Annotated in this window: 20 protein-coding genes; 15 read left to right on the forward strand and 5 right to left on the reverse strand. The window is 72.0% G+C overall.

From position 1 onward, the window contains the following. Nucleotides 1-71 precede the first annotated feature (71 nt). On the forward strand, nt 72-1,670 hold the full coding sequence (locus AA75_RS14170) for a metallophosphoesterase family protein (RefSeq protein WP_033820339.1): 1,599 nt from the start codon (nt 72-74) through the stop codon (nt 1,668-1,670). A gap of 98 nt (nt 1,671-1,768) precedes the next feature. Here the strand turns inward: AA75_RS14170 and AA75_RS14175 are convergent, their stop codons facing one another. Further along, nucleotides 1,769-2,302, reverse strand: a complete 534-nt coding sequence (locus AA75_RS14175) for a hypothetical protein (RefSeq protein WP_233289018.1) — start codon at nt 2,300-2,302, stop codon at nt 1,769-1,771. 128 nt (nt 2,303-2,430) lie between these two features. On the opposite strand from AA75_RS14175, the gene AA75_RS14180 reads away from it, so the two are divergent. The 3 genes from AA75_RS14180 to AA75_RS14190 all read left to right on the forward strand — a co-directional run bounded on the left by AA75_RS14180 (nt 2,431) and on the right by AA75_RS14190 (nt 4,425). Continuing rightward, nucleotides 2,431-3,420: a YafY family protein gene (locus tag AA75_RS14180; RefSeq protein ID WP_033820340.1), complete on the forward strand. Its 990-nt coding sequence runs from the start codon at nt 2,431-2,433 to the stop codon at nt 3,418-3,420. 551 nt (nt 3,421-3,971) lie between these two features. Next, the gene (locus tag AA75_RS14185) at nt 3,972-4,175 is read left to right on the forward strand and encodes a hypothetical protein (RefSeq protein WP_033820341.1); all 204 of its coding nucleotides are present in this window, start codon (nt 3,972-3,974) and stop codon (nt 4,173-4,175) included. Beyond that, nucleotides 4,168-4,425: a hypothetical protein gene (locus AA75_RS14190; RefSeq protein WP_033820342.1), complete on the forward strand. Its 258-nt coding sequence runs from the start codon at nt 4,168-4,170 to the stop codon at nt 4,423-4,425. Before AA75_RS14185 ends, AA75_RS14190 begins: the two co-directional genes overlap by 8 nt. A gap of 91 nt (nt 4,426-4,516) precedes the next feature. Here the strand turns inward: AA75_RS14190 and AA75_RS14195 are convergent, their stop codons facing one another. Together AA75_RS14195 and AA75_RS14200 are read right to left on the reverse strand one after the other, a co-directional pair. Continuing rightward, nucleotides 4,517-5,404: a hypothetical protein gene (locus AA75_RS14195; RefSeq protein ID WP_033820343.1), complete on the reverse strand. Its 888-nt coding sequence runs from the start codon at nt 5,402-5,404 to the stop codon at nt 4,517-4,519. A gap of 230 nt (nt 5,405-5,634) precedes the next feature. Further along, nucleotides 5,635-6,735, reverse strand: coding sequence for a low temperature requirement protein A (locus AA75_RS14200; RefSeq protein ID WP_033820344.1), 1,101 nt, complete (start codon nt 6,733-6,735; stop codon nt 5,635-5,637). Here AA75_RS14200 and AA75_RS14205 point away from each other — a divergent pair. Both AA75_RS14205 and AA75_RS14210 read left to right on the forward strand, forming a co-directional pair. Next, nucleotides 6,655-8,676: a hypothetical protein gene (locus tag AA75_RS14205; protein WP_149038125.1), complete on the forward strand. Its 2,022-nt coding sequence runs from the start codon at nt 6,655-6,657 to the stop codon at nt 8,674-8,676. The genes AA75_RS14200 and AA75_RS14205 overlap by 81 nt on opposite strands. 135 nt (nt 8,677-8,811) lie before the next feature. After that, nucleotides 8,812-11,649, forward strand: a complete 2,838-nt coding sequence (locus tag AA75_RS14210) for a LuxR family transcriptional regulator (protein ID WP_149038126.1) — start codon at nt 8,812-8,814, stop codon at nt 11,647-11,649. A gap of 28 nt (nt 11,650-11,677) precedes the next feature. Here AA75_RS14210 and AA75_RS14215 read toward each other — a convergent pair whose 3' ends face one another. Together AA75_RS14215 and AA75_RS14220 are read right to left on the reverse strand one after the other, a co-directional pair. Beyond that, complete coding sequence (locus tag AA75_RS14215) at nt 11,678-12,808, reverse strand: hypothetical protein (RefSeq protein WP_033820347.1); 1,131 nt, start codon at nt 12,806-12,808, stop codon at nt 11,678-11,680. Between the two features lie 50 nt (nt 12,809-12,858). Continuing rightward, nucleotides 12,859-13,932, reverse strand: a complete 1,074-nt coding sequence (locus AA75_RS14220) for a hypothetical protein (RefSeq protein ID WP_033820348.1) — start codon at nt 13,930-13,932, stop codon at nt 12,859-12,861. 414 nt (nt 13,933-14,346) lie between these two features. Between AA75_RS14220 and AA75_RS49295 the strand changes: the two genes are divergently transcribed. The 9 genes from AA75_RS49295 to AA75_RS14260 all read left to right on the forward strand — a co-directional run. Beyond that, the gene (locus tag AA75_RS49295) at nt 14,347-14,523 is read left to right on the forward strand and encodes a hypothetical protein (RefSeq protein ID WP_158515497.1); all 177 of its coding nucleotides are present in this window, start codon (nt 14,347-14,349) and stop codon (nt 14,521-14,523) included. Further along, nucleotides 14,514-15,782, forward strand: a complete 1,269-nt coding sequence (locus tag AA75_RS14225) for a condensation domain-containing protein (protein WP_082526499.1) — start codon at nt 14,514-14,516, stop codon at nt 15,780-15,782. Before AA75_RS49295 ends, AA75_RS14225 begins: the two co-directional genes overlap by 10 nt. Next, nucleotides 15,779-18,133 carry a lantibiotic dehydratase gene (locus tag AA75_RS14230; RefSeq protein ID WP_082526500.1) on the forward strand — a complete coding sequence of 785 codons (2,355 nt, stop codon included), beginning with the start codon at nt 15,779-15,781 and terminating at the stop codon, nt 18,131-18,133. Before AA75_RS14225 ends, AA75_RS14230 begins: the two co-directional genes overlap by 4 nt. A 74-nt stretch (nt 18,134-18,207) precedes the next feature. Further along, nucleotides 18,208-18,492, forward strand: coding sequence for an acyl carrier protein (locus AA75_RS14235; protein WP_033820351.1), 285 nt, complete (start codon nt 18,208-18,210; stop codon nt 18,490-18,492). Between the two features lie 32 nt (nt 18,493-18,524). Beyond that, a complete protein-coding gene (locus AA75_RS14240) occupies nt 18,525-19,310 on the forward strand; it encodes a hypothetical protein (RefSeq protein WP_051812348.1) in 786 nt (261 codons plus the stop codon). 15 nt (nt 19,311-19,325) lie between these two features. Continuing rightward, entirely contained in the window at nt 19,326-21,128 is a 1,803-nt protein-coding gene (locus tag AA75_RS14245; RefSeq protein ID WP_051812361.1) for a non-ribosomal peptide synthetase, read from the forward strand. Nucleotides 21,129-21,164: 36 nt separating this feature from the next. Further along, nucleotides 21,165-22,124 carry a TauD/TfdA family dioxygenase gene (locus AA75_RS14250; RefSeq protein ID WP_033820352.1) on the forward strand — a complete coding sequence of 320 codons (960 nt, stop codon included), beginning with the start codon at nt 21,165-21,167 and terminating at the stop codon, nt 22,122-22,124. Nucleotides 22,125-22,180: 56 nt separating this feature from the next. After that, complete coding sequence (locus AA75_RS14255; RefSeq protein WP_033820353.1) at nt 22,181-22,393, forward strand: MbtH family protein; 213 nt, start codon at nt 22,181-22,183, stop codon at nt 22,391-22,393. Nucleotides 22,394-22,433: 40 nt separating this feature from the next. Continuing rightward, a partial coding sequence (locus tag AA75_RS14260) for a condensation domain-containing protein (RefSeq protein WP_033820354.1) occupies nt 22,434-24,913 on the forward strand: 2,480 nt, incomplete at its 3' end.

Consider the following 24,913-nt stretch of genomic DNA (forward strand, 5'->3'; position numbering starts at 1 on the left):
TTCATCTGCCGGCCGCACGGTGCCAGGCTCGCGTCACCCGCCGGCAAGCCATGACTTGTAATGTCCACGACATGGACATTCAGCGTATGCCGCACGAGGCCGTCGAGCGCCTGAGCATGGCCGAGCAGCACGAGTGGTTCCGCAGTGTCACGTCCCGGCGGGCTCTGATCCGCGGCGGCCTCGCGGGCGCGGGTGCACTGGTGGCAGGTGCCTCGGTGGGGACCGGGTCGGCGTCGGCGGCCCCCGCGCCCGCGCCGAACACCGGCGGGCTGCTGGGGAAGGCGGAGCGCAGGGCGGGGGCGTCCGTCATACCGTTCGGGCGCCACCTCGCCTACGGACCCGACCCCAGAACGTCGATGTCCGTGACCTGGCAGGTCCCCGCCCTGGTGGACCGCCCGTTCGTCCGGATCGGCTGTTCCCCCACCGACCTGGGCCAGCGCATCCCGGCCCGGCTGTCCGTCCTCAGGACGCCGTACGAGTCGTTCACCGGGCCGCGCAACGGCCTGCCGCCCGTGCACCCGACCGATCTCGAGCAGTACTACCTCACCGCCCGGATCGATCACCTCACCCCCGGCCGCACGTACTTCTACACGGTCGGCCACGACGGCTACGACCCGGCCGCCCACCCGGAGCTCGGCGGCCCCGCGTCCTTCAGGACCGCCCCCGCCGGGCGCGAGAAGTACACCTTCACCGCCTTCGGGGACCAGGACGTCAACGTCGACAGCCTCGCGATGACGGCCGCGATCCGCCGCCAGGCCCCCGCCTTCCACCTGATCGCCGGAGACCTGTCCTACGCCAACGGCAACGGCGTGGGACACGTCACCGACTGGGGCTTCGACCCCCGCGCCTGGGACACCTACTTCCAGCTGAACGACTTCGTCTCCGCATCCCTGCCCTGGCAGGCGGTGGTCGGCAACCACGAGCTCGAACCCTGGTACTCCGGCGACGGCTACGGCGGCTACCGCGAGCGCTTCGCCCTGCCGGACGCCGAGCAGACGACCTACTACTCCTTCACCCACGGCAACGTCGCCTTCCTCGCCCTGGACGCCAACGACGTCGCCTACGAGCAGGCCGCCAGCCTCGGCTACACCGCAGGCGCCCAGACCAGGTGGCTCACCCGCCGGCTGGCCGCCTTCCGGGCCGACGAGAACATCGACTTCGTCGTCGCCTACTTCCACCACTGCGGGTACTGCACCGCCCCCGCCCACTCGTCCGACGACGGCGTGCGCGGCACCTGGGGACCCCTGTTCGACCAGTACGCCGTCGACCTCGTCATCAACGGTCACAACCACCTCTACGAACGCACCGACCCCCTCAAGGCCGGCCGCGCCACCGCCAAGGCCCCCATCGGATCCACCGTCACCACCACGACCCACGGCACCACCTACATCGTCGCCGGCTGCGCGGGCGACTCGCACTACAACTTCGACGTCCCCGACAGCTACCAGGGTGCCGTCCACGATGTGGACTCAGTCACCTCCACCACCCACAACCCGGCCGGCGGCAAGACCGCCGAGACCGTCGAATGGTCCCGCGTGCGCTACACCGGCTACGCCCTGCTCGCCGTGGACGTCGACCCCGGCGGGCACGGGCGCACCCCGGAACTCGTGGTACGCGGCGTCAACCAGTTCGGCGCGGAGATCGACCGCGTCACCATCCGCCGCACCTGACCCCCCGGCACCCCCACAGCCGCAGGGCCCGCCCTTTCCGGGCCCGCGGCGGCGGGAGCCCCCCGGCTCCGCCGCCGCACCGCAATCCGCCCCGACGGTCAGCCGACCGGCGGCAGCACGGCACCGGGGCCCTGCGCCGGCGCGCCGGACCGATGGAAGTACATGGTCCAGTTCGTCTCCCAGCTCTCACCGCCGTCGGCCGAGAACGCCTGCTCCCAGTAGGCCGAGTCCGCCGTGATGTCCGACCAGACGAAGCGGCACCGGATCGGGACGCCGTCGTGGGTGTCGTCACCGTGGAACACGCCCCGCCCGTCGCCGCCGAACCGGCCGCGCACGGGCGGCTGGAGCAGGCCCGTGCGGCTGCTCGCCCAGTACAACGACCACTCCATGTGCGCAGGGTCGAACAGCCTGAGGGTCAGGCCGGTGGTGCCCAGGGTGGGGAAGGTGATCTCGTCCAGATTGGCCGCCCCGTCGAACAGCGTGCCCGTGCACACCGCCCGGCCCGGGAACTCCTCCCACTCGGTGCAGCCCGCCAGTCGCGTGACGAGCCGCCGGTTCGCCACCTCCCAGGTGCCCACCAGGAAGTCGAAATCCCCGCTGCCGGGCTTCTCGATGACCGAATCGCTGTTCAAAGTGCCGACTTCCTTAGCTCTTGCTCTTGCTCTTGCGCTTGTACGGGCCGGGCCCGCTGCCCGACCGGAGGAACGTAGCCCGGCTCCACTGACACCTTGTGTCAGTGGAGTACGGCAGACTTCTCCGCATGCGTGCGAGTCGTCTGCTGTCCGTCCTGTTGCTGCTCCAGACCCGTGGCCGGATGACCGCCCGGCAGCTGGCCGAGGAGCTGGACGTGTCCGTCCGCACCGTGTACCGGGACATGGAATCGCTCAGCGCCGCCGGGGTCCCGCTCTACGCGGACCCCGGCCACGACGGCGGCTACCGGCTCATCGGCGGCTACCGGACCCGGCTGACCGGACTGACCCACGACGAGGCACAGGCGCTCTTCCTGACCGGTCTGCCCGGCGCGGCCGCGGACCTCGGCCTGGAATCCGTCCTCGCCGCCGCCCAGCTCAAGCTGACAGCCGCGCTGCCCGCCGAACTTCGCGAGCAGACCGGCGTCCTGCAGCAGCGGTTCCACCTCGACACCTCCGCCTGGTACACCGAGGCGGACGTCACACCACACCTGGCCGCCGTGGTCGACGCACTCTGGCAACAGCGCCGCATCCGGATCCGCTACCACCGCTGGAAGGCGCCCCAGGAGGTGGTCCGCACGGTCGAGCCCTACGGGGTGGTGCTCAAAGCCGGCCGCTGGTACCTGGTGGCGGGACAGCCGGAATCCGTCCGCACCTACCGCGTCTCCCAGATCCTCCGGGCCGAGGTGCTCGCGGACCACTTCGACCGGCCCGACGGCTTCGACCTGGCCACCCACTGGAAGTCCTCGCTGGACGACTTCGACGCCCGCCGTCGGCAGGGCGAGGCGCTGGTACGGCTCTCGCCGGGCATCCTGAAGGAGCTGCCGGAGCTCGTGGAACCCTCCGTCGCGCGCGCCGCCCTGGAGAGCGCCGGACCGCCCGACCCCGACGGCCGGATCCACGTCGTCATCCCGATCGAGTCCCACGACCACGCCGCCCGCACGCTGCTGCGCCTCGGCGCGGAGGCGGAGGTGCTGCAGCCCCCCGAGCTGAGGGCACTGATCGCGCGGACGGCCGCCGCCATGGCCGACACCTATCGGACCCCGCACCGGCCGGGGTAGCCCCGGGCCGTCCGAGTGAGGCTCCCCGAGCGTGCCCGGTCTCTGCCGCCGTGCACCGCCCTGCCGGCCGGTAGGGTCCCCGTGTGACCACCGTGCACTGTTCGAGGGCGTGTGCGCCCTGCTGGCGGGAAGGCCTGGTCATCGCCGCCCCCGGTGCGGCCGGCCTCCGTGTGCGGCTGTGCCGCCAGGGCGTGATCGTCGGCCGGCGGGCCGGATCATCCGGATCACCCGTGTTCGGTCCGCCCCTGCCGCCGAGGTCTTCCTCCGCCGGAACCCGGCCGGACGCCGGGCCGGCACATCCGACGGCCACGGCGTTCGCCGCCGGCTGGGACGGTGTGACCTCGGCGCCGGCCGTGCTGCTGGAGAAATCCGGCTACCGGGCCGCTCCCCACGGGGGCGACGTGCCGGTCACCGCCCCCGTCGCGGGAGAACCGACCGGACAACGAAGCTCCGGCGGCCGAACGGTTCGCGAAGCCGGACCGGTCCCCGGTTCCCGGGCGCTGCGCTACCCTTGAGGCACCGTCACTTGACGCTCTGGAGGACCGATGCGAATGGTGTTCGACCCTGCCGAGGCCGGGCAACTGCGCGCAACGGCCCGGGACACCGCGCTGGAGGATCCCACCCTCGCGTACGTCCTGCTCGACCTGGCGGAGCACGGTGTCGACCTGAACGCCTGCCGTACGTGGGAGGACATCAGGTCCGAACGCGGGATCGAGACCGCCCCGGCGGCCGGCGGCGAGCAGCGCGTTGCCTGATCGCATCCCGCGCCGCGCGGTCATCACCTTCCACGAGGTCGCCGAGCGCCAGATCGCCGAAATGGACGACGCGGCCCTGGCCAGGCTCGACCCGCACCTCAACACCATCGCATCGTCCCCGAAGACCGCCGGCGTCCAGATGCGCCCCGACAGCCCGGTCCTGGAGTACGCCAAGGACGGTGCGCGGATCGCCTACATCTCCACCGTGCTCGGCACGATCGTCCTCGTCGCCTACGTCGAGGTCGGCTGAACCCGGCCCGGCGGCCGCCCGACTCACCGGTGCGGGTCCGGCACGGCGTGCGGATCCCGTCCCGGTCGGCGGGTGCAGAAGACCGAGCGGTCTAGAAGATCCACGAGAAGATCTTGTGGATCAGGTCGAACAGCGCGCTTCCGAGCGGCCTCCTGCCGTCATCGCAGCTACCGGCGCTCTGGGTCGACGTGGCACCGAAGAACTGGTCCCCCGTGTTCTTGACCTCCGTGAACCCCAGCGGCTGCGTGGACGAGTTCCTGGGCACCGGGTTCAGACGCAGGATGCGGCCGTCGGCGGTGAAGGAGTACGTCCTTCCCGCGGACTGTGCGAGTCCGTACGACGCGGGGAGCGAACCCAGCTCCGTGGTGGTGCGGTCCGGGTGGAGCCGGAACAGAGCGGTCGGGTCCGTCGCCGACCGCCTCAGCGAGATGACGTCGCCGTCGCCTAGGACCATCAGGTCGCCGGAGGCGGAGAACCCCGCCGGGAAGTCGGCGTAGGCCGCACTCGCCCCGGTCCGAGGGTCGATGGTCCACACCGTGGTGGTGCCGCTTCCGGCCAGCAGCAAGCCGTTGGGGAGAGCGGTCAGGGAGATGATTCCGACGGCTCCGGCCGGCCCGGTGATCGGGATGGTGGAAATCTCCTGCCCCGTCCGGGGGTCGATCGTCGCCAGGACGCTGGGCGACGCCCAGTCTGCCCCGTAGAGGGTCTTCCCGTCGGAGCTGAAGGCGATGTCGCCGTAGACGCGTGTCAGCGGGACGTCGCGCAGCTTGGCGCCCGTGGCGGGGTTGAACTCCAGCAGGCGGGCGCCGTGATCCCCGGTGTTCGCCCAGAGCGACACCGGTTTGCAGCTCTGCGAGTTCGAGGGGACCTGTGCGGCATCGGCGTTCGAGGCGGTCGCCGCGAGCGAGGTTCCGGCAGTGGTCAGCGCGATCACCGCGCACATCGCGCCGTTGCGCACCTTCGAGTGACCATCGAACATCCTCATCGCCTCCGTGCCGAGTGCCGAATGGGGGACTGTGAACAGGCATCCGCATGCAGGCCGGGGTTTCCCGGTCGGCCACGTCCCACGTTCGTGCGTGGCGGCGTCGGGCGAGGATGCCCGAAGGGCAGGAGATCGGGCACGGTTCGCCGACCTCGTCCACCGGGGGGCCGCCGCCCGTCAGGTTCCGCTGGGTCAGGGACATGCCTTCGGCGTGGGGCGGGGCGGCATCATGCGCCGCGTCGGGGAGAAACGGGCCGCAGGATCACCAGACGGTTGACCGCCGCCGGCGTGGTGAAGGCGGCGAACAGGGCGGCGGCCTGAAGCGCCGGGTCCAGGTTCTGGCCCAGTCGGCCCACCAGCGTCAGGAGGGCGAGGGACGGCACGAGCCACCGGGCGACCCGGGCAGGCTGTTGTCCGACCGTGGTGACGGCGAGGAAGGCGTTGTTGCACAGGAAGATCATGAGAGCGGCCGACATCAGCCAGAGCACTCCGGGGCTCGGACGGCCGAGCAGCGTCCCCAACCCCGCGACCAGGGTCATGAGGGCCGCGGCGGGGAGGAAGTGCCCGTACATGAAGATGCGCCGGGCCAGCACGAACGCGTCGTGAGGCCGGTTCCGCAGGGTGGAGGCGGCGAGGGTCGAGCCGAAGTCGAAGTAGATCCAGCAGACCGCGCAGAGCACCGCGAAGGCCGCGACCGCGGTCGCCACCGAGTGCGGCGTGGAGTGCGCGGCGACCAGCCCGCTCACCAACTGCGCCACTCCCTCGCCGAGCACGATGATGATGAAGCCGCCGAACCGGTCCACCAGGTGGGAGACGTCCACGGAACCGGTGCGCCGGTAGAGGGCGGTGGCGATCTCGACGCCGGTCCCGGCCGCCCACAGCGGATAGACCAGCGGTGGGTGCAGGGGTATCGACGCGGCCCAGCACGTCATCGAGATCAGTACCGCGGCGCTGGAGCCTCCGCGCGGATGCCGCCGGCCGAGCAGCCATCGGACCAGCAGCAGCCCGGCCAGGACGGCCACGTAGGACCCGGCGAACAGCGCGGTGCGCCCGTGCGCGGCATCACCGGCCCCGGCGGCCATGACCAGGACGACCGCCATCTGACCCATGACCGCGACCCGGCGCTCCGCACCGCCCTCGCCGAACAGATTGGTGTAGACGGTCGAGGACACCCACACCCACCACACCGGGGCGAACAGCGCGAGCATCGTCAACGCGGCCCGGAAACTCGGGTCACCCACCAACGGGTGGGCCAACTGGGCGACCAGAGCGACGAACATCAGGTCGTAGAACAGCTCAAGCCACCCGACACGCCGGTCCTCGATCATGCCGTCAGTAAACCTTCGCCACCTGCTCGTCGTACCCGGCCGGCAGGCCCGAACGCGGTCTTCGACATCTGCGCTCAGGTCGGCGCGTTCGCGCAGGGAACGTGCTCCGGGAGCCGTACACAGTGGTCCACGCGATCCCGAGGAAGGAGCCCGGGTATGGCTGGCTGGCTCGACCCGGAGACAGCGGACCGGCAAGCGCTGGACCGTGACCTGGCCCTGCTCTCGAGCAGGACGAACGCATGCCTCGACTTCGCCACGTGCCTGTCGGACCAGGAGGCCGTGACCGCGTTCGCGGACTTCTGCCTGTACGGGCCGACCTACGATCCGCTCCCGAAGACGGACGCGGGGCAGAACCCGTCGATCGCGGAGGCCGCGCTCCTGGCGTACTGCTGCGCCACGGCGGAGACCGCCGACGTCCAGGCGGTACTCCGGGACCACCGTGCCACCTGGGGCCTGGATCCGGAGAAGAACACCCTGGTCGGCCAGGCGCTGGCGGCCGCGCGCGAAGCCGCCGGTGACGGGCTCAGCGAGGCGGACCTGCTGCGTGCGGCACTGGAAGGTGTACTCGAGGCCTATCACGAGGACTTCGTGGAAGACGTGCTGGCCCACCACACCGCTTCGCGAGACACAGAGCCCGAACCGCCGCTGTACGCGTTCCACCTGGACCTGGAGACCGCGCGGGGACGGCAGGAGCTGGGGGGCCGTTGGTACACCCGCGAGGAGGCCCTGGAGCTGTTGGGTATCGGAGGTATGGCCGGGCCGGCCGCTGCGCTGAACGCCGTGGACCGGCCCGGCACGGTCAACGGAATCAAGATCGGTAGCGTCGACGGGGCCACCACGGTCCGCGCCGTGCTGTCCCGGGAATCGGTGCGCGTGATGAACGACGGCACGCTGCTCCCGGGCTCCTCGGCCTACGTTCTGGGCGGATCGGTGCTGCTCACGGCCGTGCCGGGCCGACCGGAGGGAAGGCTGGCGGTCAGGCTGGCCGAGGATCTCGGTGCGCTCTGGACGGTATCCCTGGTATCCGGGTGGGGCGGTGTACGGATCGCCGAGGATCTCCCTCAAGAGGTCCTGGAGCAGCTGGCCGAGTTCCTTCCGCCGGGGGCGAAGCCGCGACGGCAGCAGGTCCCGGGGGAGAAGAAGGGGCCGAGCCGCAGCTCCCGGGACAGACTCTGGCGTCCCCTGCCCGACGGGTCCTGGGCCAGCTCCGCCCCCGGCGGCGAGGCTTGGCGTCCGGAGCCGGGCCCGCCCGCTGACGACGGCGCCCGGGTGGTGCTGGACGACGGAAGCACCCGTCCGTGGCGTGCCCACCGGCGTGCGCTGGCAGCCGAGCAGATCGGCCTGTCCAATCCGACGGTGCTGCCACAGCTCGGCTACGGAGAGACGCTCTACGGAATCCCCCTGCCGTGGATCAACTTGCGCAGGCTGCTGCGCGACCACGGATTCGACGCGGCGCAGGCCCGCCGCAGGCTCGCCGAGAAGTGGGAGGAGAACCCCGGCAGCACCGAGCGCACAGAGCGGATCATCCCGGAGGACCCGCTCCTGGAGCTGGCTTTGCAGATGAGGGTCGACATGTCGAGTGAGGTCCGGGTGGAGTGGCGGTTCATGGTCGGGGGCTCCCCCGTGCTGATGAGGACGGCCAACGAGCACCGGATCGACGGACTTCGCCAGAACACCGGGCGGAAGCTCCGACTCATCGAATTCGAGGCGACCCTGGTCATTGATCCGTCCGAACAGCAGCGCCGGGCCATGGAACTCGCCGCCGCACTCAAAGGGCAGGGGGCGCGGGTCCGGACGGGAACGATCAGATCGGCCAGGACGACCGTCGGGCGCCGCACCTACATCAGCGCTGCCATGGACGATCGGCTCGGGCCGTCACAGGAGCTCGCCGCACGGGTGGCGGCACGCGGCCTCACGCTCCGCAGTGCGGCCGACACCTAGACGACCGATCGACGGCGCCGCGGGGGAGAACCGAGCCCCGGTGCAGGTGGACCAGCGGCCGCGACCGCGCAGGCATAGAGGAGATAAAGGGACAATCGACATATCTGGTGCATCTGCTGTGAAATAATCGTGTCTGTGGCTGTCATCTCCAGCGACACCGAGGGGACCACCCAGACCCGGGCAGGGCCAGCGGCGGGGGGCTCGTTCGTGGGCCGCGCAGCAGAACTCGCCGTGCTGGCCCGGTACGCCGCCCAGGCCGAACAGGGCACCCCCGGCCTGGTACTTGTCGAGGGCGAGGCGGGGATCGGCAAGACCGCCCTGGTCCGCCAAGCACTCGACCACCTCGACGGCTTCTCGACCTGGTGGGCCCTGTGTGACCCCTCCGAGCAGGACTGGGCCTTCGGCGCCGTCGGCCAGTGGCTGCTCCGCGCCGACCGCGACACGCTCGAACGCTTCGAAGTCCTGAGCAGACCTCTCGGCCCCACCACCGCACCGTCCGCCGTCGGAGCCGAACTGATCGAGCTCATCGACCAGGCCCAGAGCGACGGCCCCGTTCTTCTCGCCGTCGACGACGCACAGTGGGCGGACGAGGAGTCGCTGCGCGCCCTGCGGTTCCTGCTGCGCCGCCTGTGGGCCGACAGAGTCCTGGTGGTCGTCACCGCCCGCACCTCCCCGCTCACCGCCGCAGGACCGACGGACGTCCTGTCCGAACAGGACGTCCAGGAATGGCGGCATCTGGAGTCGGGCATCGCCAACACCCACGTGCTGCGTCTGTCCGGCCTGCCCGAGAACGACGTCAGAACACTCGCCGGACCGGGAGCCGAAGCCCGACCGGACCTGGCCCATCGGCTGTGGCGCCACACCGACGGGCACCCCCTGCACCTGCTGTCCCTGCTGGAATCAGTCACCCCGGCCGACCTGGCCGACCCCGACCGCCCCCTCCCGGTGCCCACCTCGCTCAGCAGTGCCATCTGCCGGACCCTGGACACCCTGCCCCCACGGAGCCGGGCGCTCGCCGAGGTCCTCGCCGTACTCGACGCCAGAGTCCCGCTCGTCCTGGCCGGACGCTTCGCCGAGATCGACGACGTGGCCGAGGCCCTGGAGCCACTGCTGGAGTGCGGCTTGGCCGGATGGTCCCCGGGTGAACCCTCCACCCCGGTCCACCTGAACCACCAGCTGCAACGCGACGCCATCTACCAGGCCATGACACCGCAGCGCCGCCGTACGCTGCACACCGCGGCCGCCCCCCTGGTCGGCGCGGACGCCGCCTGGAGCCACCGGGTCGCAGCCTGCGACACCACCGACCCCGCCCTGGCCCTCGAACTCGAACAGGAATCCCGGCGCCAGGCCGGCGACGGCCAGCTCGCCCGCGCCGCGACCCTCCTGCGGTGGGCCGCCGACCTGTCCGACACCCGCGAACTCCACGAGGACCGCCTGCTGTCCGCCGCCACCCACATGAACAACGTCTTCAACCGCAACGGCCTCAAAGGCGCCTCCCAACTGCGCGAGGCGGTCGAACACTGCGCCCCCACCGCCCGTCGCACCATGCTGCAGTGCTGCTACGCCCAGCAGACCGGCGACTACGGCACCGCGTTGCAACTCGGAATCCTCGCCGTCACCCAGGCCCGGGAAGAGGGCGACCGGGAGACCGAGACCATCGCCACCATCCGTCAGAGCGTGGCCGCCTTCCACGCCGGGGAACAGGCACGCGCCGCCGAACTGATGAGACAGGCGGACCTGGCCACCCAGGGCACCTCCGTGCTGGTGAGATGGCTGCTGGGCATCGCCCTCATGTTCACCGAGGGCCCGCGGGCCGCTCTCCGGGAGCCCTGGCTGGCCGCCCTGCCCGAAGACCCCGCCGAGACCGCTCTGACCGACACGGTCCTGCTGGTGAACCGCGGCTTCTGCCACCTCGCCCTCGGACAGCTGCGGGAGGCGGCCCGGGACTTCAGCGCCATGCTCGCGCCGGCCAGGTCGGACGCCACCGCACCGCTCTCCCTCTCGCACGCACACAGCAACCTCGCCGTCTGCCAGTACCTGCTCGGGGACTGGCGGGCGGCCGCGGTGCAGGCCGAACTGGCTTACACCGAGGCGGAACTGGCCGCTTTCGGGACACAGGAGGCCGCCGGCCACGGCTGGGCCGCGATCGTCGCGGCCGGCCAGGGCCGCTGGGAGAGTGCCCGCGAACACTGCCGGGCGATCGCCGGCCGGCCCACCCTCCCCGTCTTCGCGGACAGCCACAGCCTCGGCCTCGCCGCCATCGCCCAGGCCCAGGCGGACCCCGCGGCCATGTACGAGGCGCTACTGCCGGCCCTCGCCCTCGTGCAGTCCGACGGCGGAGTCTGGCCGACCCACCAGTTCTGGCCGATGTGGGCCGAAGCACTCACCGGCACCGGACGAATCGACCAGGCCCGCGAAGCACTGGAGCGACTGCGGGAGCAGAGCCGACAGATCGAATTCCTGCGACCGATCACCGCCTTCACCGCAGGACGGATCGCCTTCGTCGAGGGAAACCCGGAAGCCGCCGCGGCCGCCTACGACGAAGTCCTCGCCCGACCGTTCGGACCCGACTACCCGCCCCTGCACCTGGCCCGGCTCGAACACGCGGCAGGAACACTGCACCTGCGCCAGGGCGACCGGCAACGAGCCCTCCGCCTGATCGACAGCGCCCGCGACCGCCTTCAGGGACTCGGGGCGGCCCCCTTCCTCGCCCGCCTCGAACCCGACCACCGAGCACTCGGCACCACCACTGCCCCGGAGCCCGCCGGAGCGGCCACCCGGCTCACCGACCGGGAGATGGACATCGCACGCTGCGCCGCCCAGGGCCTGACCAACCGCGAGATCGCCCAGCAGCTGTTCGTCAGCGTCAAGACCGTCGAGTACCACCTCGGCCACGTCTTCGCCAAGCTCGACCTCTCCTCACGCCGCCAGCTTCAACGCCGGCTGGCCGAGGTCGTTCCGGAACACGTCTGAGCCGTCGACCCGGACGGGACGGCCGACCTCAGACGTTTCCTCTGATCTTCGTCGGATTCGGACCGCCGCTGTCCGATTCGGACCGCGAGCTCACCCAGGCGATCCCCGCGGAGGCGACGAACTCGAACACGGCCCGCTGGGACAGGTCGAAACCGGCACTGTTCCCGGCCAGCACCATCTCCGGCGCCTTGCTGCGGAGCCGTGCACCGTGTCCGGCTCCCCCACTCATCGCCCTGATCATTTCCTTGATCTCTCCAGTGAGCGGATCGCCGCCGGGGAAGGCCTTGTCCGCCTCCTTCAGAGCATCGGTGACATTCCAGACCCCGCCCTCGCGCCCGGAGAAATTCTTCAGAGCCCCGGCAGCGGCGGCATCCGGCAGCGGGGCCCGGAGAATCGAGGTCACGGGGAGCCCGACCCCCAGGAGGTGCCTGAAGGCTTCATCGACATCATGCTCGGGAACCTCGGAGAGGCTCGACTTGAGTCGCTGCAGAGCCTGCTTCAACGGCGCGGGAACCGAGGACGAGGAGGAGGAGGGGGAGGCCGGGAACGGATCCTCACCCCCGGCCGCACGCTGGAACGCATCCAGGAAGGACTGTGCGCCCAACTTGCCCAGCTGCTCCGACTCCGGCAGCCCCCGTGCTCCCTCCAGCGCATCCCGAAGCTTGAGCAGCGCCGTACGACGGTCCCGGAGTGCCCGCATGTCGGCCCGGTCGAGGAATGCCTCCTCCACGGCCTGCAGGGGGACGCCGTGCTCGTTCTTCTGGTCGATCCCGAGGGAATTCCTCCACTGCGTCTCGAGACTGTTCGACTCCCTTTCGGTCTCGCGCAGGGACGCGTTCACCTGATTGAATCGACCGCGTATGTCGGAGGCTTTCTTGAGTACCTCCGCCTTGTGTTCCTCTAGCAGCAAGCGCTGCTTCTCCCTGCCGTCCTCCATCTGCTTCTTGACGCCCGTTATGTCATTGAGGAAGTCATTGCTGGCCTGAGTCAACTCCGTCAGCCGGCCCTGCGAGAAACCGGCCTCCTTGATGGCCGAGATGATCTCCGCATGCACGATCTCTGCGCGCCTGATCGAAGCTTCGTCCCGGTTGCTCCTCCTGAGTTCCTCCCTGGCCTTGGCCGCCTTGTCCATGATGCTCTGCGACTGCCTGTTGCCCATCTCGTTCCAGCCGTCCTCGGTCGGTGGCGCCGCTCAAGCGGCCACGGTGGTCATTCCGGCGCGCCCGGCGCGTCGAGTGCTTCGGAGAGGGCCCTGATCGCTTCGACCGCCTCGTCGAGGGTGAATCCCAGAAGCGCGTACTCCTCCTCCTGCTCCGGGGTCGGGTCCGCGGGAGGTGCCGGGGGCACCGCGCTCCAGCCCTCGTCGCCGGCTCCCGGTGTCCGCTCGGGCGAGTACAGGTACCGGTATCCGCCTGCCGTGTCCGGCAGGGTGTACCAGCCCCGTGCCCACGTTTCGTCCTCCAGGTCCTGCCAGCCGGGAATCAGGAAGACCGGCATCACCCGGGTACGGGCCTGCTCGGCGCTCAGCCACACCTCGCCGCAGCCGCTGGACCCGTTCCCGGGGGACCTGGCGTCGGCGTACTCGTAGGCGCCGTCCGGCCCTAGCCGGTAGAACATCCTGACATTGCCGTCCCAGGCCGCCTCCGAACGATCCGAAGCGCCGGAGGCGGCCCCGTCCGTACCGGCCGCCCGGGCATCGGCCCAGGCCTGGTCCCGCCAGCCGGCAGACTGCTCGTCGTACCACTCGTACGTCCCGTCCCTACGGTCGTACCGGTACGCGAGGCCGTACGCCTCGTCCCTGGCCGGTTCGGAGTAGCGGCGCTGCTCGTAGGCCAGCCACTCCTCGTCGTCCTCGCCCGCCGCGTACAGGTACCCGCCGGTGCCCGGGTCGATCCGGTAGAACTCGGTGCCGGGCGTGCCGTCGTGGTTCGGGTTGCGCCAGCACGGTTCGTCCCCGGCGTCGCCCTCCTGGCTCCGCGTGGCCTGTTCCTCCCGGGCGAGCACCACGGGGAGGAACCAGTCGATGAACGCGCCGGGGTCCGCGTCCGGACGGGTGGCTTCGACGAACCGGGACTCCCCGGCGCTGTCGCCCGCGAACCACACACGAAGAGCGTCCCGGTGGCTGACGGCCCGCCCCGGGTCGTCCGGCCACCCCCGGTCGTCCTGGAAGGCCAGCACCGCGAGCCTCTCCACCAGCAGGTCGCCCCCGGTGTGCGTCCGTGCAGGGCCGCCCTCCGCGAGCCATCCCATCAAGCACTCGACGTTCTCGGTCTCCACCGCCATGCCAGAGCCCTCCGCCCGATCCGCGAACTGACGCCACGATAGAGACCGCGCCACGACTCGAACCTGCCTGACATGGCAGAGATTCACGCAGGATCCGGCGCGGGCCCGGCATCGAAGTCGTGGCCCGGGGACGCGTGGTGCCCCAGCGGGCGAACGGAATGCCCCGACTGCCACCAATGCCCCTTTGGCGGTGTATGCACCCGCCCGCTTTGCTGTCGGGCAACTTGCTGAGGGGGCACGGAAGTTGAAGCCAGTCGTGCGGGCCCGCAGGCTGTGACCAGGAGGAACGGCCGCCACTTCGGAGACGGAACCGGTCCCTCCTCCTCACGCCTGCCACGGAACGCCCCCGTTCGCGTCCCACACCCACGCACGCAGGCACGGAAGACCCCACCCTCCCGCAGCCCAGGAGCCCGTATGCGATTCGGCCCGTTCCGCTTCCCCGCGCAGCGTCCCGGCCACCCCCGCCCGGCCACCGATACGCCCACGGCGTCGACGGGCGGTGCTGCCGCAGCGGCGGACCGACCCGGCCTGCGCGGCCTGTTCGGTCTGATCGGCCGGATCGCGGCCGAAGGCGGCCGGCCATGGCTCTGATGCAGGGGACCGAACGGGCCACCCTGGCCCAGGCCGCACTGTTCTTCGCGGACGAGAAGGCCGAGGCGGCGGGCGCCTACAACCTGGCGATCCGCGTCGAGGTCCGCGGCCCGGTGACGGCGGCCGACCTGGCCGCCGCCTGCCGCCTGCTGGTGGCCACGACACCCGCCCTGCGGGTACGGACGGGGATCGACGGCTGGACCGGCGAGATCGTCTACTGCTTCTCGGACGAGACCCCCGAGGTCGACGTACTCGCCGAGCCCGTGGCCGACACCGAAGCCTTCATCGCGGCCCGGACCATGCTGCCGTTCGAGGTGGACGGCGGCCCGCTGGTGCGCTTCCTCAGCCTCCCGGCGGGCCCGGAGCACACGACGGTGGTGCTGATCGTCCACCACCTCGTCTACGACTGGATCAGCCACCACCTCCTCGCCGAACGGCTGAGCACGCTCATCTCCGGCGCCGCAGCACCGCAACCGCCCGACGAGGACGAGTACGTCCGACTGGTCCGCCGGATCCGCGCCGCCGAGGAGGCCGCGCTCACCGAGGACCGCGACTACTGGTACGACCGGATCCAGCCGTCGGCGATGCTCACCCCGTTCCCGCGCGAGGGCTCCGCCGACACGGTGCTGCGCCGCATCATCACCGCCGACCCGGCCGCCGCGCAGGGCATCGGCCGCAGCGCCGCCTCCGCCGGCGTCAGCGTGTTCAAGCTGGTCTCGGCGGCGGTGCACCATGCCCTGCCCGTCCCGGACGGCGGCGTGACCGTCCTCGGCGCGGCCGCGTCCCAGCGGCCCGCCGCGCACGCCCCGGTGGTGGGGTGCTTCGTGAACGAGGTGCCGATGCCCGCGCACCGGGAGGGCGGCGAGACGGCCGTCGACCTGGTCCGGCGGGAGCACCCGCGCTGGTCCGACGACCTGCGGCGGCGCCACTACCCCTTCGCCGACCTGGCCGCGCACGTGCGCCGCGGCGGGGGAGCGGTGGAGGCACTCAACCAGGTGATGATCTCCCACCGCCGCCAGCAGCAGTCCGTCGAGCACACCCGCGCGGGCGTGACCTGCACCGCCGAGCTCGACGTCCCCAACTACGCGGCCAAGACCCCGCTGTCGGTGCGCTTCTTCGAGGACGGCGGCGCCCTGGGCTGCGAGGTGCAGTGGAGCGGACACCTGTCGCAGCAATCCGGCGAGCACTACACCCACCGCCTCGCCGAATCGCTCGCACAGTGCGCCGGACGAACCGTCCGGATCGAGGAGACCCCATGAACGGGACGGACGGAACAAGCCGGATGAACGACGCGGGCCATAACCCCCCCGAGCACCTGATCCCCCTCGGCGACACCGGATGGCAGGTGTGGCGGGACGTGGAACTGCGCTCCGCCGGCTTCCCGTCGGCCACCGTCGAACCGCTCGCCGACGACGCCCTGCTGGCCGCCGCGGCCGCCGAGGACGGCGAAGACCCGGCATCGCAGCAGCTCACCCTGCACTACGAACGCGCCGTCACGGCACTGGAGGAGGCACTGCGTTCGGCGGCGGCCGACCCGATGCTCCGCGAGGCGATCGCCTGGCAGAACCCCGCCATGCTGCGCGACTGCGTGGACAAGGTCGCCACCCGCTCCAAGGCCCGGCCCGCGAAGCAGCGCCGCCGCGAACTCAAGGTCGCCACCTACCTCCAGCGCTACGCACTGAAGAACGAGACCATCGGCTTCTTCGGGCCGCACTGCTGGGGCCGCTGGAGCGAGGACACCACCGGGATCACGGTCCGGCCCGGCGACAAGCTGCTGAGCCGGCGCCAGGTGTACTTCGAGACCTGGGCCCTCGACGCGGTGGCCCGCGCGATCGCCGCCGACCCGCAGGTACGGGCGTCCCTGAAGCCACGCCGCTCGCAGGCCGACACCCTGTCGGCCGACGGCGGCGTCCGGCGGCCGCACGGCCAGGTCCGCATGCTCACCACCGCGGAGGCCGAGGTCCACGACCGGTGCGACGGCGCCACCACGATCCACGAGATCGAGCGTGCGCTCCCCGGCTACACCGGGCGGACCGGCGAGCGCGTGCCGGACGTCGTCGACCGGCTCGGCGCCGAGGACCTGCTCGTGTGCGAGCTGCCGCTGTCCTTCGGCGAGTTCCGCGAGCAGGACCTCCGGGACGAGCTCGCGCAGGTGGCGGACGCGCAGGCCCGCGAGCGGGCGCTCGCCCTGCTGGACGAGGTGCTCGCCGCCCGCGACGCCGTCGGCGATGCGGCGGGCGATGCGGACGCGGTGCTCCTCGCCATGGACCGGCTCGACGAGGTCTTCGAGCGGGTGACCGGGCAGGACCCGGAACGCCGCGCGGGCCAGGCCTACGGCGGCCGGCGCGTGGTCTACGAGGACACGGTCCGCGACACCGAGGTCGCACTCGGAGCGGACCTGCTCGGGGAACTCGCCGCGCCCCTGGGCCTGATGCTCGACAGCGCGCGCTGGTTCGTCGGCCGGGTCGGCGAGGCCTACGCCGGGCGCCTCACCCAGGTGTACGAGCGGCTGCGCTCGCGCTCCGCCGACGGCGAGGTGACGCTGAACGCCCTCCTCAACGCCATGACACCGGACCTGATCTACTCCTTCCAGGACCTCGCACCGCCGGTCGCGGCGGTGGTCCCGGAACTCCAGCGCTGCTGGGCCGAGATCCTGGCCGTCCCGGACGGCGTCCGCCGCCACCACCTGTCGGCCGCCGACCTCGCCGACCGGGTGCACGAGCTGTTCCCGGCCTGCGAGCCGCCGTGGTCCTCGGCCGTCCACCAGTGCCCCGACATCATGATCACCAGCCGTGACCCGCAGGCGATCGCCGCAGGGGAGTACGAGTTCGTCCTCGGCGAGCTGCACCTGGCGATCAACACCCAGGACAGCCGGGCCGGGATGTCCCAGTTCCCGGACCCCGCCCGGGCCGCCGCGATGGACGCGGCCGACCGCCGCACCCCGCGCGTGCTCCCACTGCCCTCCCGCGAGTCCCCGGCGGTCAACTCCCGGACCTACCCCCCGGTGCTGACCGGCCCGCAGGACCTGACCTGGACCATGCACGCCCGCAACACCGGCACCACGCGCCGGGTCGTCCCCGGCGCGTCGATGAGCGTCCACCGCGACGGCGAACGCCTGATCGTCACCTCCCCCGACGCACCCGACCTGGACATCCTGGAGGTGCTGGGGGAGTACCTCTCCGGCGCCGCCATGAACGGCTTCAAACCGCTGCCGTCCGCCGCACACCGCCCCCGCGTCACGATCGACCGGCTGGTGATCTCCCGCGAGTCCTGGAGCATCGGCATCACCGGCCTCGCCTGGACCCGGCGTTCCGACCGCATCGAGCGGCACCGGGCCGCACTGCGCTGGCGCGACGCCGCGGGACTGCCGCAGCGGGCGTTCTACCGGGTCGCCGTCGAGGCGAAGCCGATGTACGTCGACTTCGCCAGCATCGCGCTGGTGGAACTGCTCGCCGCCGCCGTCCGCAGCGCCGCCGAGGACGACCCCACCTCCCGCATCTCGTTCTCCGAGATGCTGCCCGACCGCGACGGCCACTGGCTGCACGACCGCGCGGGCGCCGCCTACGCGTCCGAGCTGCGGCTCGTCGCCGTCGACCGCCCCGGCGCATAGACCCCCGGCGCGGCCCTCGCGGGACCGCACCCACCGCACCCGCCACCACCACCCCGACCGCAAGGACACCGCACATGACCACCACACCCGACCAGACGTCCCCGACGTCCGCCGTGCCCACCGCCGAGACCATCGCGCCGCGCGTCGCACAGGTCTTCCAGGAGATCCTCGGCGGCGACGAGCCCGTCGACGGCGAGAGCGACTTCTTCGAACTCGGCGGCAACTCGATGCTCGGCGCGCGCCTGGTCGCCCGGCTCCGCCAGGAATTCGACGTCAAGGTGACGATCCGCGACGTCTTCCGCGGCCGGACGGTCGACGGCGTCGCCGAGGCCGTCGCCGCCCGGACCGTCCAGGGCTGAGACCCGCCCGGAGACTGGAAGCAGGTACGCACATGACCGCAGCGACGCAAGGGTGGGACCGGCTCGGCGGGGACCACCGGGGCGCCCTGGTGCTGGCCGTCGACTTCGACGGGAGCACCCGCCAGGAGGCCACCTTCCGGGACCTGGCCCGGCTACTGCCCGACGGGCTCGACGTGTGGCACGCGATACCGCCCACGGCGGACACCCGGCACGCCGACCAGTACCTGGCGTGGTGGCTGGAGACCCTGCCCCGACCCGGCGAGCGGGTCTCGGCGGTCCTCGGCTACTGCGCGGGCGGCGTGTACGCGGCCGCCCTCGCCGACGCCGTCGAACTCCGCCAGGGCGAGCGCCCCGAGGTCGTCCTGTTCAACCCGGGCGCACCCAACGCCACCACCCTCACCCGCGACCTGTTCGGCGCCCTCGGCGCGATGACCGTCCTGGAGGACGACGAACAACAGCGCTTCCGCCGCCGCGCCGAAGAGATCGTCGAACAGTGCGGCGGCGAGTTCGCCGCCCTCGCCGACGGCTTCCACACCGTCTACACCGACGCCTCCCGGATCGCCTTCGAGCGGTGGGGCATCGAAGGCGAGGTCGGCGACGAACTCACGGCACTGTTCCGCGGCTACACCCGCTACCTGACGGCGGCACTCCGACTGGAACGCCGACCGCGCCGGACGGATGCCCTGTCCCTCAACTCCCGCGACCACGAAGGCGGCTTCACCGGCCGCGAGACCTCCTTCGACGTCAGCCGCGCAGATCTGCTGCGCAGCCCGGCCGTCGCCGCCGCCGTCACGGCAACGCTCCTGGTCAGCAGCTGAAAGGTGGTAGTCACCATGTCCTCCCGACTTCCGGCGAAGGCGCCGCGCACGGTACCCGAACTGTTCGCCGCGCAGGTCCGCGCCACCCCCGACGCGGTCGCCGTCGCCCACGACGGCCACACGTCGACCTACCGGGAACTCGACGACCGGGCGGCGCGGCTCGCCGCGGTGCTCGCCGACGAAGGCGCGCGGCCCGGCACCCTCGTCGCCGTACTGCCCGACCGGTCGGCCGACCTCGTCGTCGCCCTGCTCGCCGTCCTGAAGACCGGCGCCGGCTACGTGCCGATCGCCGCCGACGACCCGGCCAAGCGGATCGCGCAGGTCCTCGCCGACTCCGCCACACCGATCGTGGTGGCGTCGGGCGAGGCCGTACGCACCGTGCTCGCCGGGACCGCCACCGACGCCCGCGTCCTGCACCTCGGCTCCCCGCAGACCGAACGACTGCTGGACGACCACGACCCGGCCGGATCACCGTACTGCGCCCACTCCCCGGCCCCGGTCCCGCCGCCCGCGGGCGACGACACCGCGTACGTGATCTACACCTCCGGCTCCACGGGCACCCCCAAGGGCGTCGTGATCGACCACGCGGCCCTGAACGTCTACCTCGACCACGTCCGCACCCACTACCCGGCCACGGCCGGCCGGACCCTGCTGCACTCCTCGGTCTCCTTCGACCTGGCCGTGACCAGCATCTTCCCCCCGCTGCTGAGCGGCGGATCGGTGGAGATCGTCGACCTGCTCGCCCTGGCCGACGGCCGCGCCCTGCCGCCGGGATTCCGCAAGCCGACCTTCCTCAAGGTGACACCGTCGCACCTCGCGCTGCTGCGCCGCCTGCCCGCGCAGTGCTCGCCGAGCGAGCAACTGGTGATCGGCGGCGAGGCCCTGCTCGGCACCGCGCTGCAGGAGTGGCGGACCGCCCACCCCGGGGTCGGCGTCGTCAACGAGTACGGGCCCACCGAGGCCACCGTCGGCTGCTGCGTGTACACCGTCGGCCCCGGCCACCGCCTGGAACCGGGAGCCGTACCGATCGGACGCGCCGTCGAAGGCACCCGGCTGTACGTGCTGGACGGCGCCCGGCGGCCCGTCCCCGACGGCGCGCGCGGCGAACTCTTCATCGGCGGCGCCCAGGTGGCCCGCGGATACCTGAACCGCCCCGAGCTCACCGCGGAACGCTTCCTCGACGACCCGTTCGACGGGCCGGGCACGAGGATGTACCGCACCGGCGACCTGGTACGCACCCGCCCGGACGGCGAACTCGAATACCTCGGCCGCACCGACGACCAGGTCAAGGTCAACGGCCACCGGGTCGAGCCCGGCGAGATCGAGGCCGCACTCGCCGCCTCCCCGCTGGTGGACCGGGCCGCCGTGGCGGCGGGCACGGATACCGCCGGCACCACCGTGCTCACCGCCTACGTGGTGACCGCCGACCGGACCGCCGTCGACGCCGCCGAGCTGCGCCGCTCCCTGGCCCGGACCCTGCCCCCGTACATGGTCCCGGCCGTCTTCGTCGCGATGGACGACCTCCCGCTGACCGCCAACGGGAAACTCGACCGCGAGGCACTGCCCGCACCCGGCACGGGCCGACCCGCCGCCACCCGGACGGCACCCGTCACCCCGGAACAGGAACTGCTGTGCCGGGTCATCGCCGAGACCGTCGGCGCGCAGGAGGTCGGCATCGACGACGACTTCCTCGCCCTGGGCGGCACCAGCATTGCCGCCGCCCGCGTGGTCACCCGCGCCCGCAAGGCCGGACTGCAGATCCCCCTGACGGCCGTGCTGCGCCTGCGCACCGTCCGGGACATCCTCGCCGCCGGCTGACCGACCCGCCCACCCGTTCGACGAACAGGACCGTCCATGCCCATCACCGAAGGCAGCACGCTCGGCGGCGTGCAGGCCGCCGTCCACGACAACGGCCACACCACCGCCCGCGTCTACGACCTCGCCACCGTCGACAACCCCCTGGCCTGGGTCGGCGCCCACCGCGAGCCGCTGCTCGCCGAACTCCGCAGCAAAGGGTTCATCCTGCTGCGCGGCGCCTGCGGCGACGTCGGCGAGTTCCACCAGGTGGTCAGCGCGATCGGCGGCGAGCTGCTCGAGTACACCGAGCGCTCCACCCCGCGCAGCGCCGTCAGCGGGAACATCTACACCTCCACCGAGTACCCCGCCGACCAGGCGATCCCGATGCACAACGAGAACTCCTACGCGAGCCGCTGGCCGCAGCTGCTGTTCTTCTTCTGCCAGACGCCGCCCGCCACCGGCGGCGCCACCCCCATCGCGGACAGCCGCTCGGTCCTCGCCCAGCTGCCCGCCGGCCTGCGTGCCCGCTTCGCCGACGGCGTCGTCTACACCCGTACCTACCGCGACGGGCTCGGCCTGAGCTGGGAGGAGGCCTTCCAGACCACCGACCGCGCCACCGTCGAGCAGTACTGCACCCGCAACGGCATCGAGTTCGAGTGGGTCGAGGACGGGCTGCGCACCCGCCACCGCCGCCCGGCCACCGCCGCGGCCGCGCACACCGGTGAGGAGGTCTGGTTCAACCAGGCCAACCTGTTCCACGTCTCCAGCCTGGAACCGGAGGTCCACGAGGCCCTGACCGAGCTGTACGCGGAGGCCGACCTGCCCCGCAACGCCTACCTCGCGGACGGCGCCCCGATCCCCGACGAGGACCTGCGGACGATCGCCGCCGCCTACGACCGGGTCGCGCTGGCCCTGCCGTACCGGCAGGGCGACGTCCTGCTGATCGACAACATGCTGATGGCACACGGCCGCGAGCCGTACTCCGGCGAGCGCCGGATCCTCGTCGCGATGAGCTGACCGGCCGCGACACCCCACCCCCACCCCCCACTCATACCCGCACGAAGGAGAACGTCATGGCCGTCGGTCACGAGGCGCAGTTCAAGGTAGTCGTCAACCACGAGGAGCAGTACTCCGTCTGGGCCGCGGACCGGCCGAATCCGGCCGGCTGGTCCGACGAGGGGACGACGGGCACCAAGCAGGAGTGCGTCGAGCACATCGACCGGGTGTGGACGGACCTGCGGCCGCGCAGCCTGCGCGACCGGATGGCCGCCGCGGCGGACGCCTGAGCGGTCCCACTTTCCGACGAGGCTGATTGGTGAAAAGGCGATGACTCAGCGGCTCCGGCCCACCCCCGAGCAGTTCCCCGCGGCCGACCTGGACGCGGACTCTCTGGACGGCGTCCTCGACCGGTACCCGCCGGACACGGTCGTGGACATCTACACCCTGTCGCCCCTGCAGGCGGGGATCCTGTTCGAATCCACGCACCGCCCGGGCAGCGGCAACTACCTGACCCAGACGGTGTTCGAGATCCGGGGCCCACTCGACACCGAGGCGTTCATCGCCGCCTGGCGGCACGTCATCGACCGGCACCCGATCCTGCGCACGACCTTCGTCACGGACGGGGTCCCGCACCCCGTCCAGGTCGTCCACCGGGGCTTCCCGCTGCCACTGCGGACCCTGGACTGGCGCGGCCGCGACGAGCAGACGGTCCACGACGCGACGGGCCGGCTGCTGCTCGACCGGCGCCACCGCGGCATGGACCTGGCCGCGGCGCCGCCGCTGGCGTTCGACCTGATCCGGCTCGACGGCGAACGCCACCTGCTCGCCTGGCACCAGCACCACATCCTGATGGACGCCTGGAGCGGCTCCATCGTCCGCGGCGAACTCGGCGCCGCCTACGCCGCACTGGCCGCCGGTACGCTCCCCGAACTGCCCGAGCCGGTGCCCTACGGCCACCACGTCCAATGGCTGCGCGGGCGCGACGAGAGCGCCGACGAGGAGTTCTGGGCGGCTCTGCTCGGCGGCTTCGACGCACCGACCACGCTGCCGTTCATCGCCCCCGCCGCGCGCGAGGCGAGCGCGAGCAGCGCCTCCGCCGTCCGCACCCTGACCCCGGCCCTCACCGGGCAGGTGGCCGACCTCGCCCGGCGCAACCACTGCACCGTCCACACGGTGGTGCAGGGCGCGTGGGCGATCGCGCTGGCCCGCTACAGCGGCCGGCGGGACGTGTGCTGGGGCACCATCCTCTCCGGCCGCTCCGCGGACCAGGCCGGCCTGGAACGAATCGTCGGCCTGCTGATCAACACGGTGCCCGCCCGGGTCACCGTCGACGCCGACGCCGTCGTCACGGACTGGCTCACCGCGCTGCACTCCACGCTGAACGGGATGCGCAAGGCCGAGCACATCGGCATCGCCCGGATCCGGCGGCACACCGCGGTGCCGAGCGGCACACCGCTCTTCGAGAACCTGTTCCAGTTCGTCGACCTCCACCAGGACACCGACCCGCAGGCCGCCGAACCGCAGGACACCCACTCGCAGGCCGCCGGGCTCGACCTGCGGGCCGTCCGCAGCTACGAACAGACCGGCTTCCCGATGGACCTCAGCGTCGTGGCCGGCACGCAACTGCTGCTCCACCTCACCTACGAGCCCTCACGGATGAGCGAGGCCGACGCGGAACGCGTCCTGGCGCTCTACGAACTGACCCTCCAGCAGCTGGCCGAGCGGCCCGGCGCGCGCCTCGGCGAACTGGACGTGCTCACCGCCGCCGACCGCCGCGAACTGCTCGACCGCGGACTCGCAAACCTCGGCACCACCGCGCGGACCACGGTGCCCGAGCTCTTCGCCGCCGTCCTGCCCTCGGCAGCCGGCTCGACGGCCGTCGTCGGCACGGACCGCACCCTGACCTACTCCCGACTCGACCACGACTCCGACCGGCTGGCCCGGGTGCTGCGCGCGAACGGCGTGCGGACCGACACCGTCGTCGGCGTCGCGGTCCCGCGCTCGGCCGCCCTCATCACCGTGCTGCTCGCGGTCCTGAAGGCCGGCGGCGCGTACCTTTCGCTCGACCCGGCCGCACCGCCCGAGCGCAACCGGCTGCTCGTCGGCGACAGCGGGACCGAGGTGATCGTGGCCACCGTCGAGTCGCTGGCCGCCCTCGGCGAGGCGGCACAGGGCCGCAGGGTCGTGGTGCTGGACGATCCCGAGGTCGAGGCGCTGCTCGCGGCGCAGCCCGCCGGGGCGCCCGCGCCGGCCGCGGACCCCGACTCGCTGGCGTTCGTGACCTTCACCTCGGGGTCGACCGGCGCTCCGAAGTGCGTCGGCATCACCCACCGCAACATCGTCCGGCTGGCGCACCGGCAGACCTACCTGTCGGCGGGCCCCGGCTACACCGCCCTGCACACCGTCCCGCTCGCCTTCGACGTCTCGCTGGAGGAGATCTGGGTCCCACTGCTCAACGGCGGCACCGTCGTCGCGCCCGCCCCCGGCCGCCTGGACGTCCCCGAGATCGCGGCGCTGATCCGGGAGCACGCGATCACGAGCTTCAGCCCCACCACGGGACTGTTCCACCAGATCGCCGAGCAGGACATGGGGGCGTTCGGCGGCCTGCGGCAGCTGCTCATCGGCGGCGACGTCGCCCTGCCCGGCCCGTGCGCGGCCGTCGCCCGCACCTACCCGGACCTGAAGCTGATCAACGCCTACGGCCCGACCGAGAACACCTGCGTCACCACCACCGCCGTCCTCGGCCCCGAGCAGGGTTCACGGGTGTCGATCGGTGGTCCGGTTGGGGGGTCGTCGGTGTATGTGGT

The organism is Kitasatospora sp. MBT63, assembly GCF_000710465.2.
Lineage (GTDB): Bacteria > Actinomycetota > Actinomycetes > Streptomycetales > Streptomycetaceae > Kitasatospora.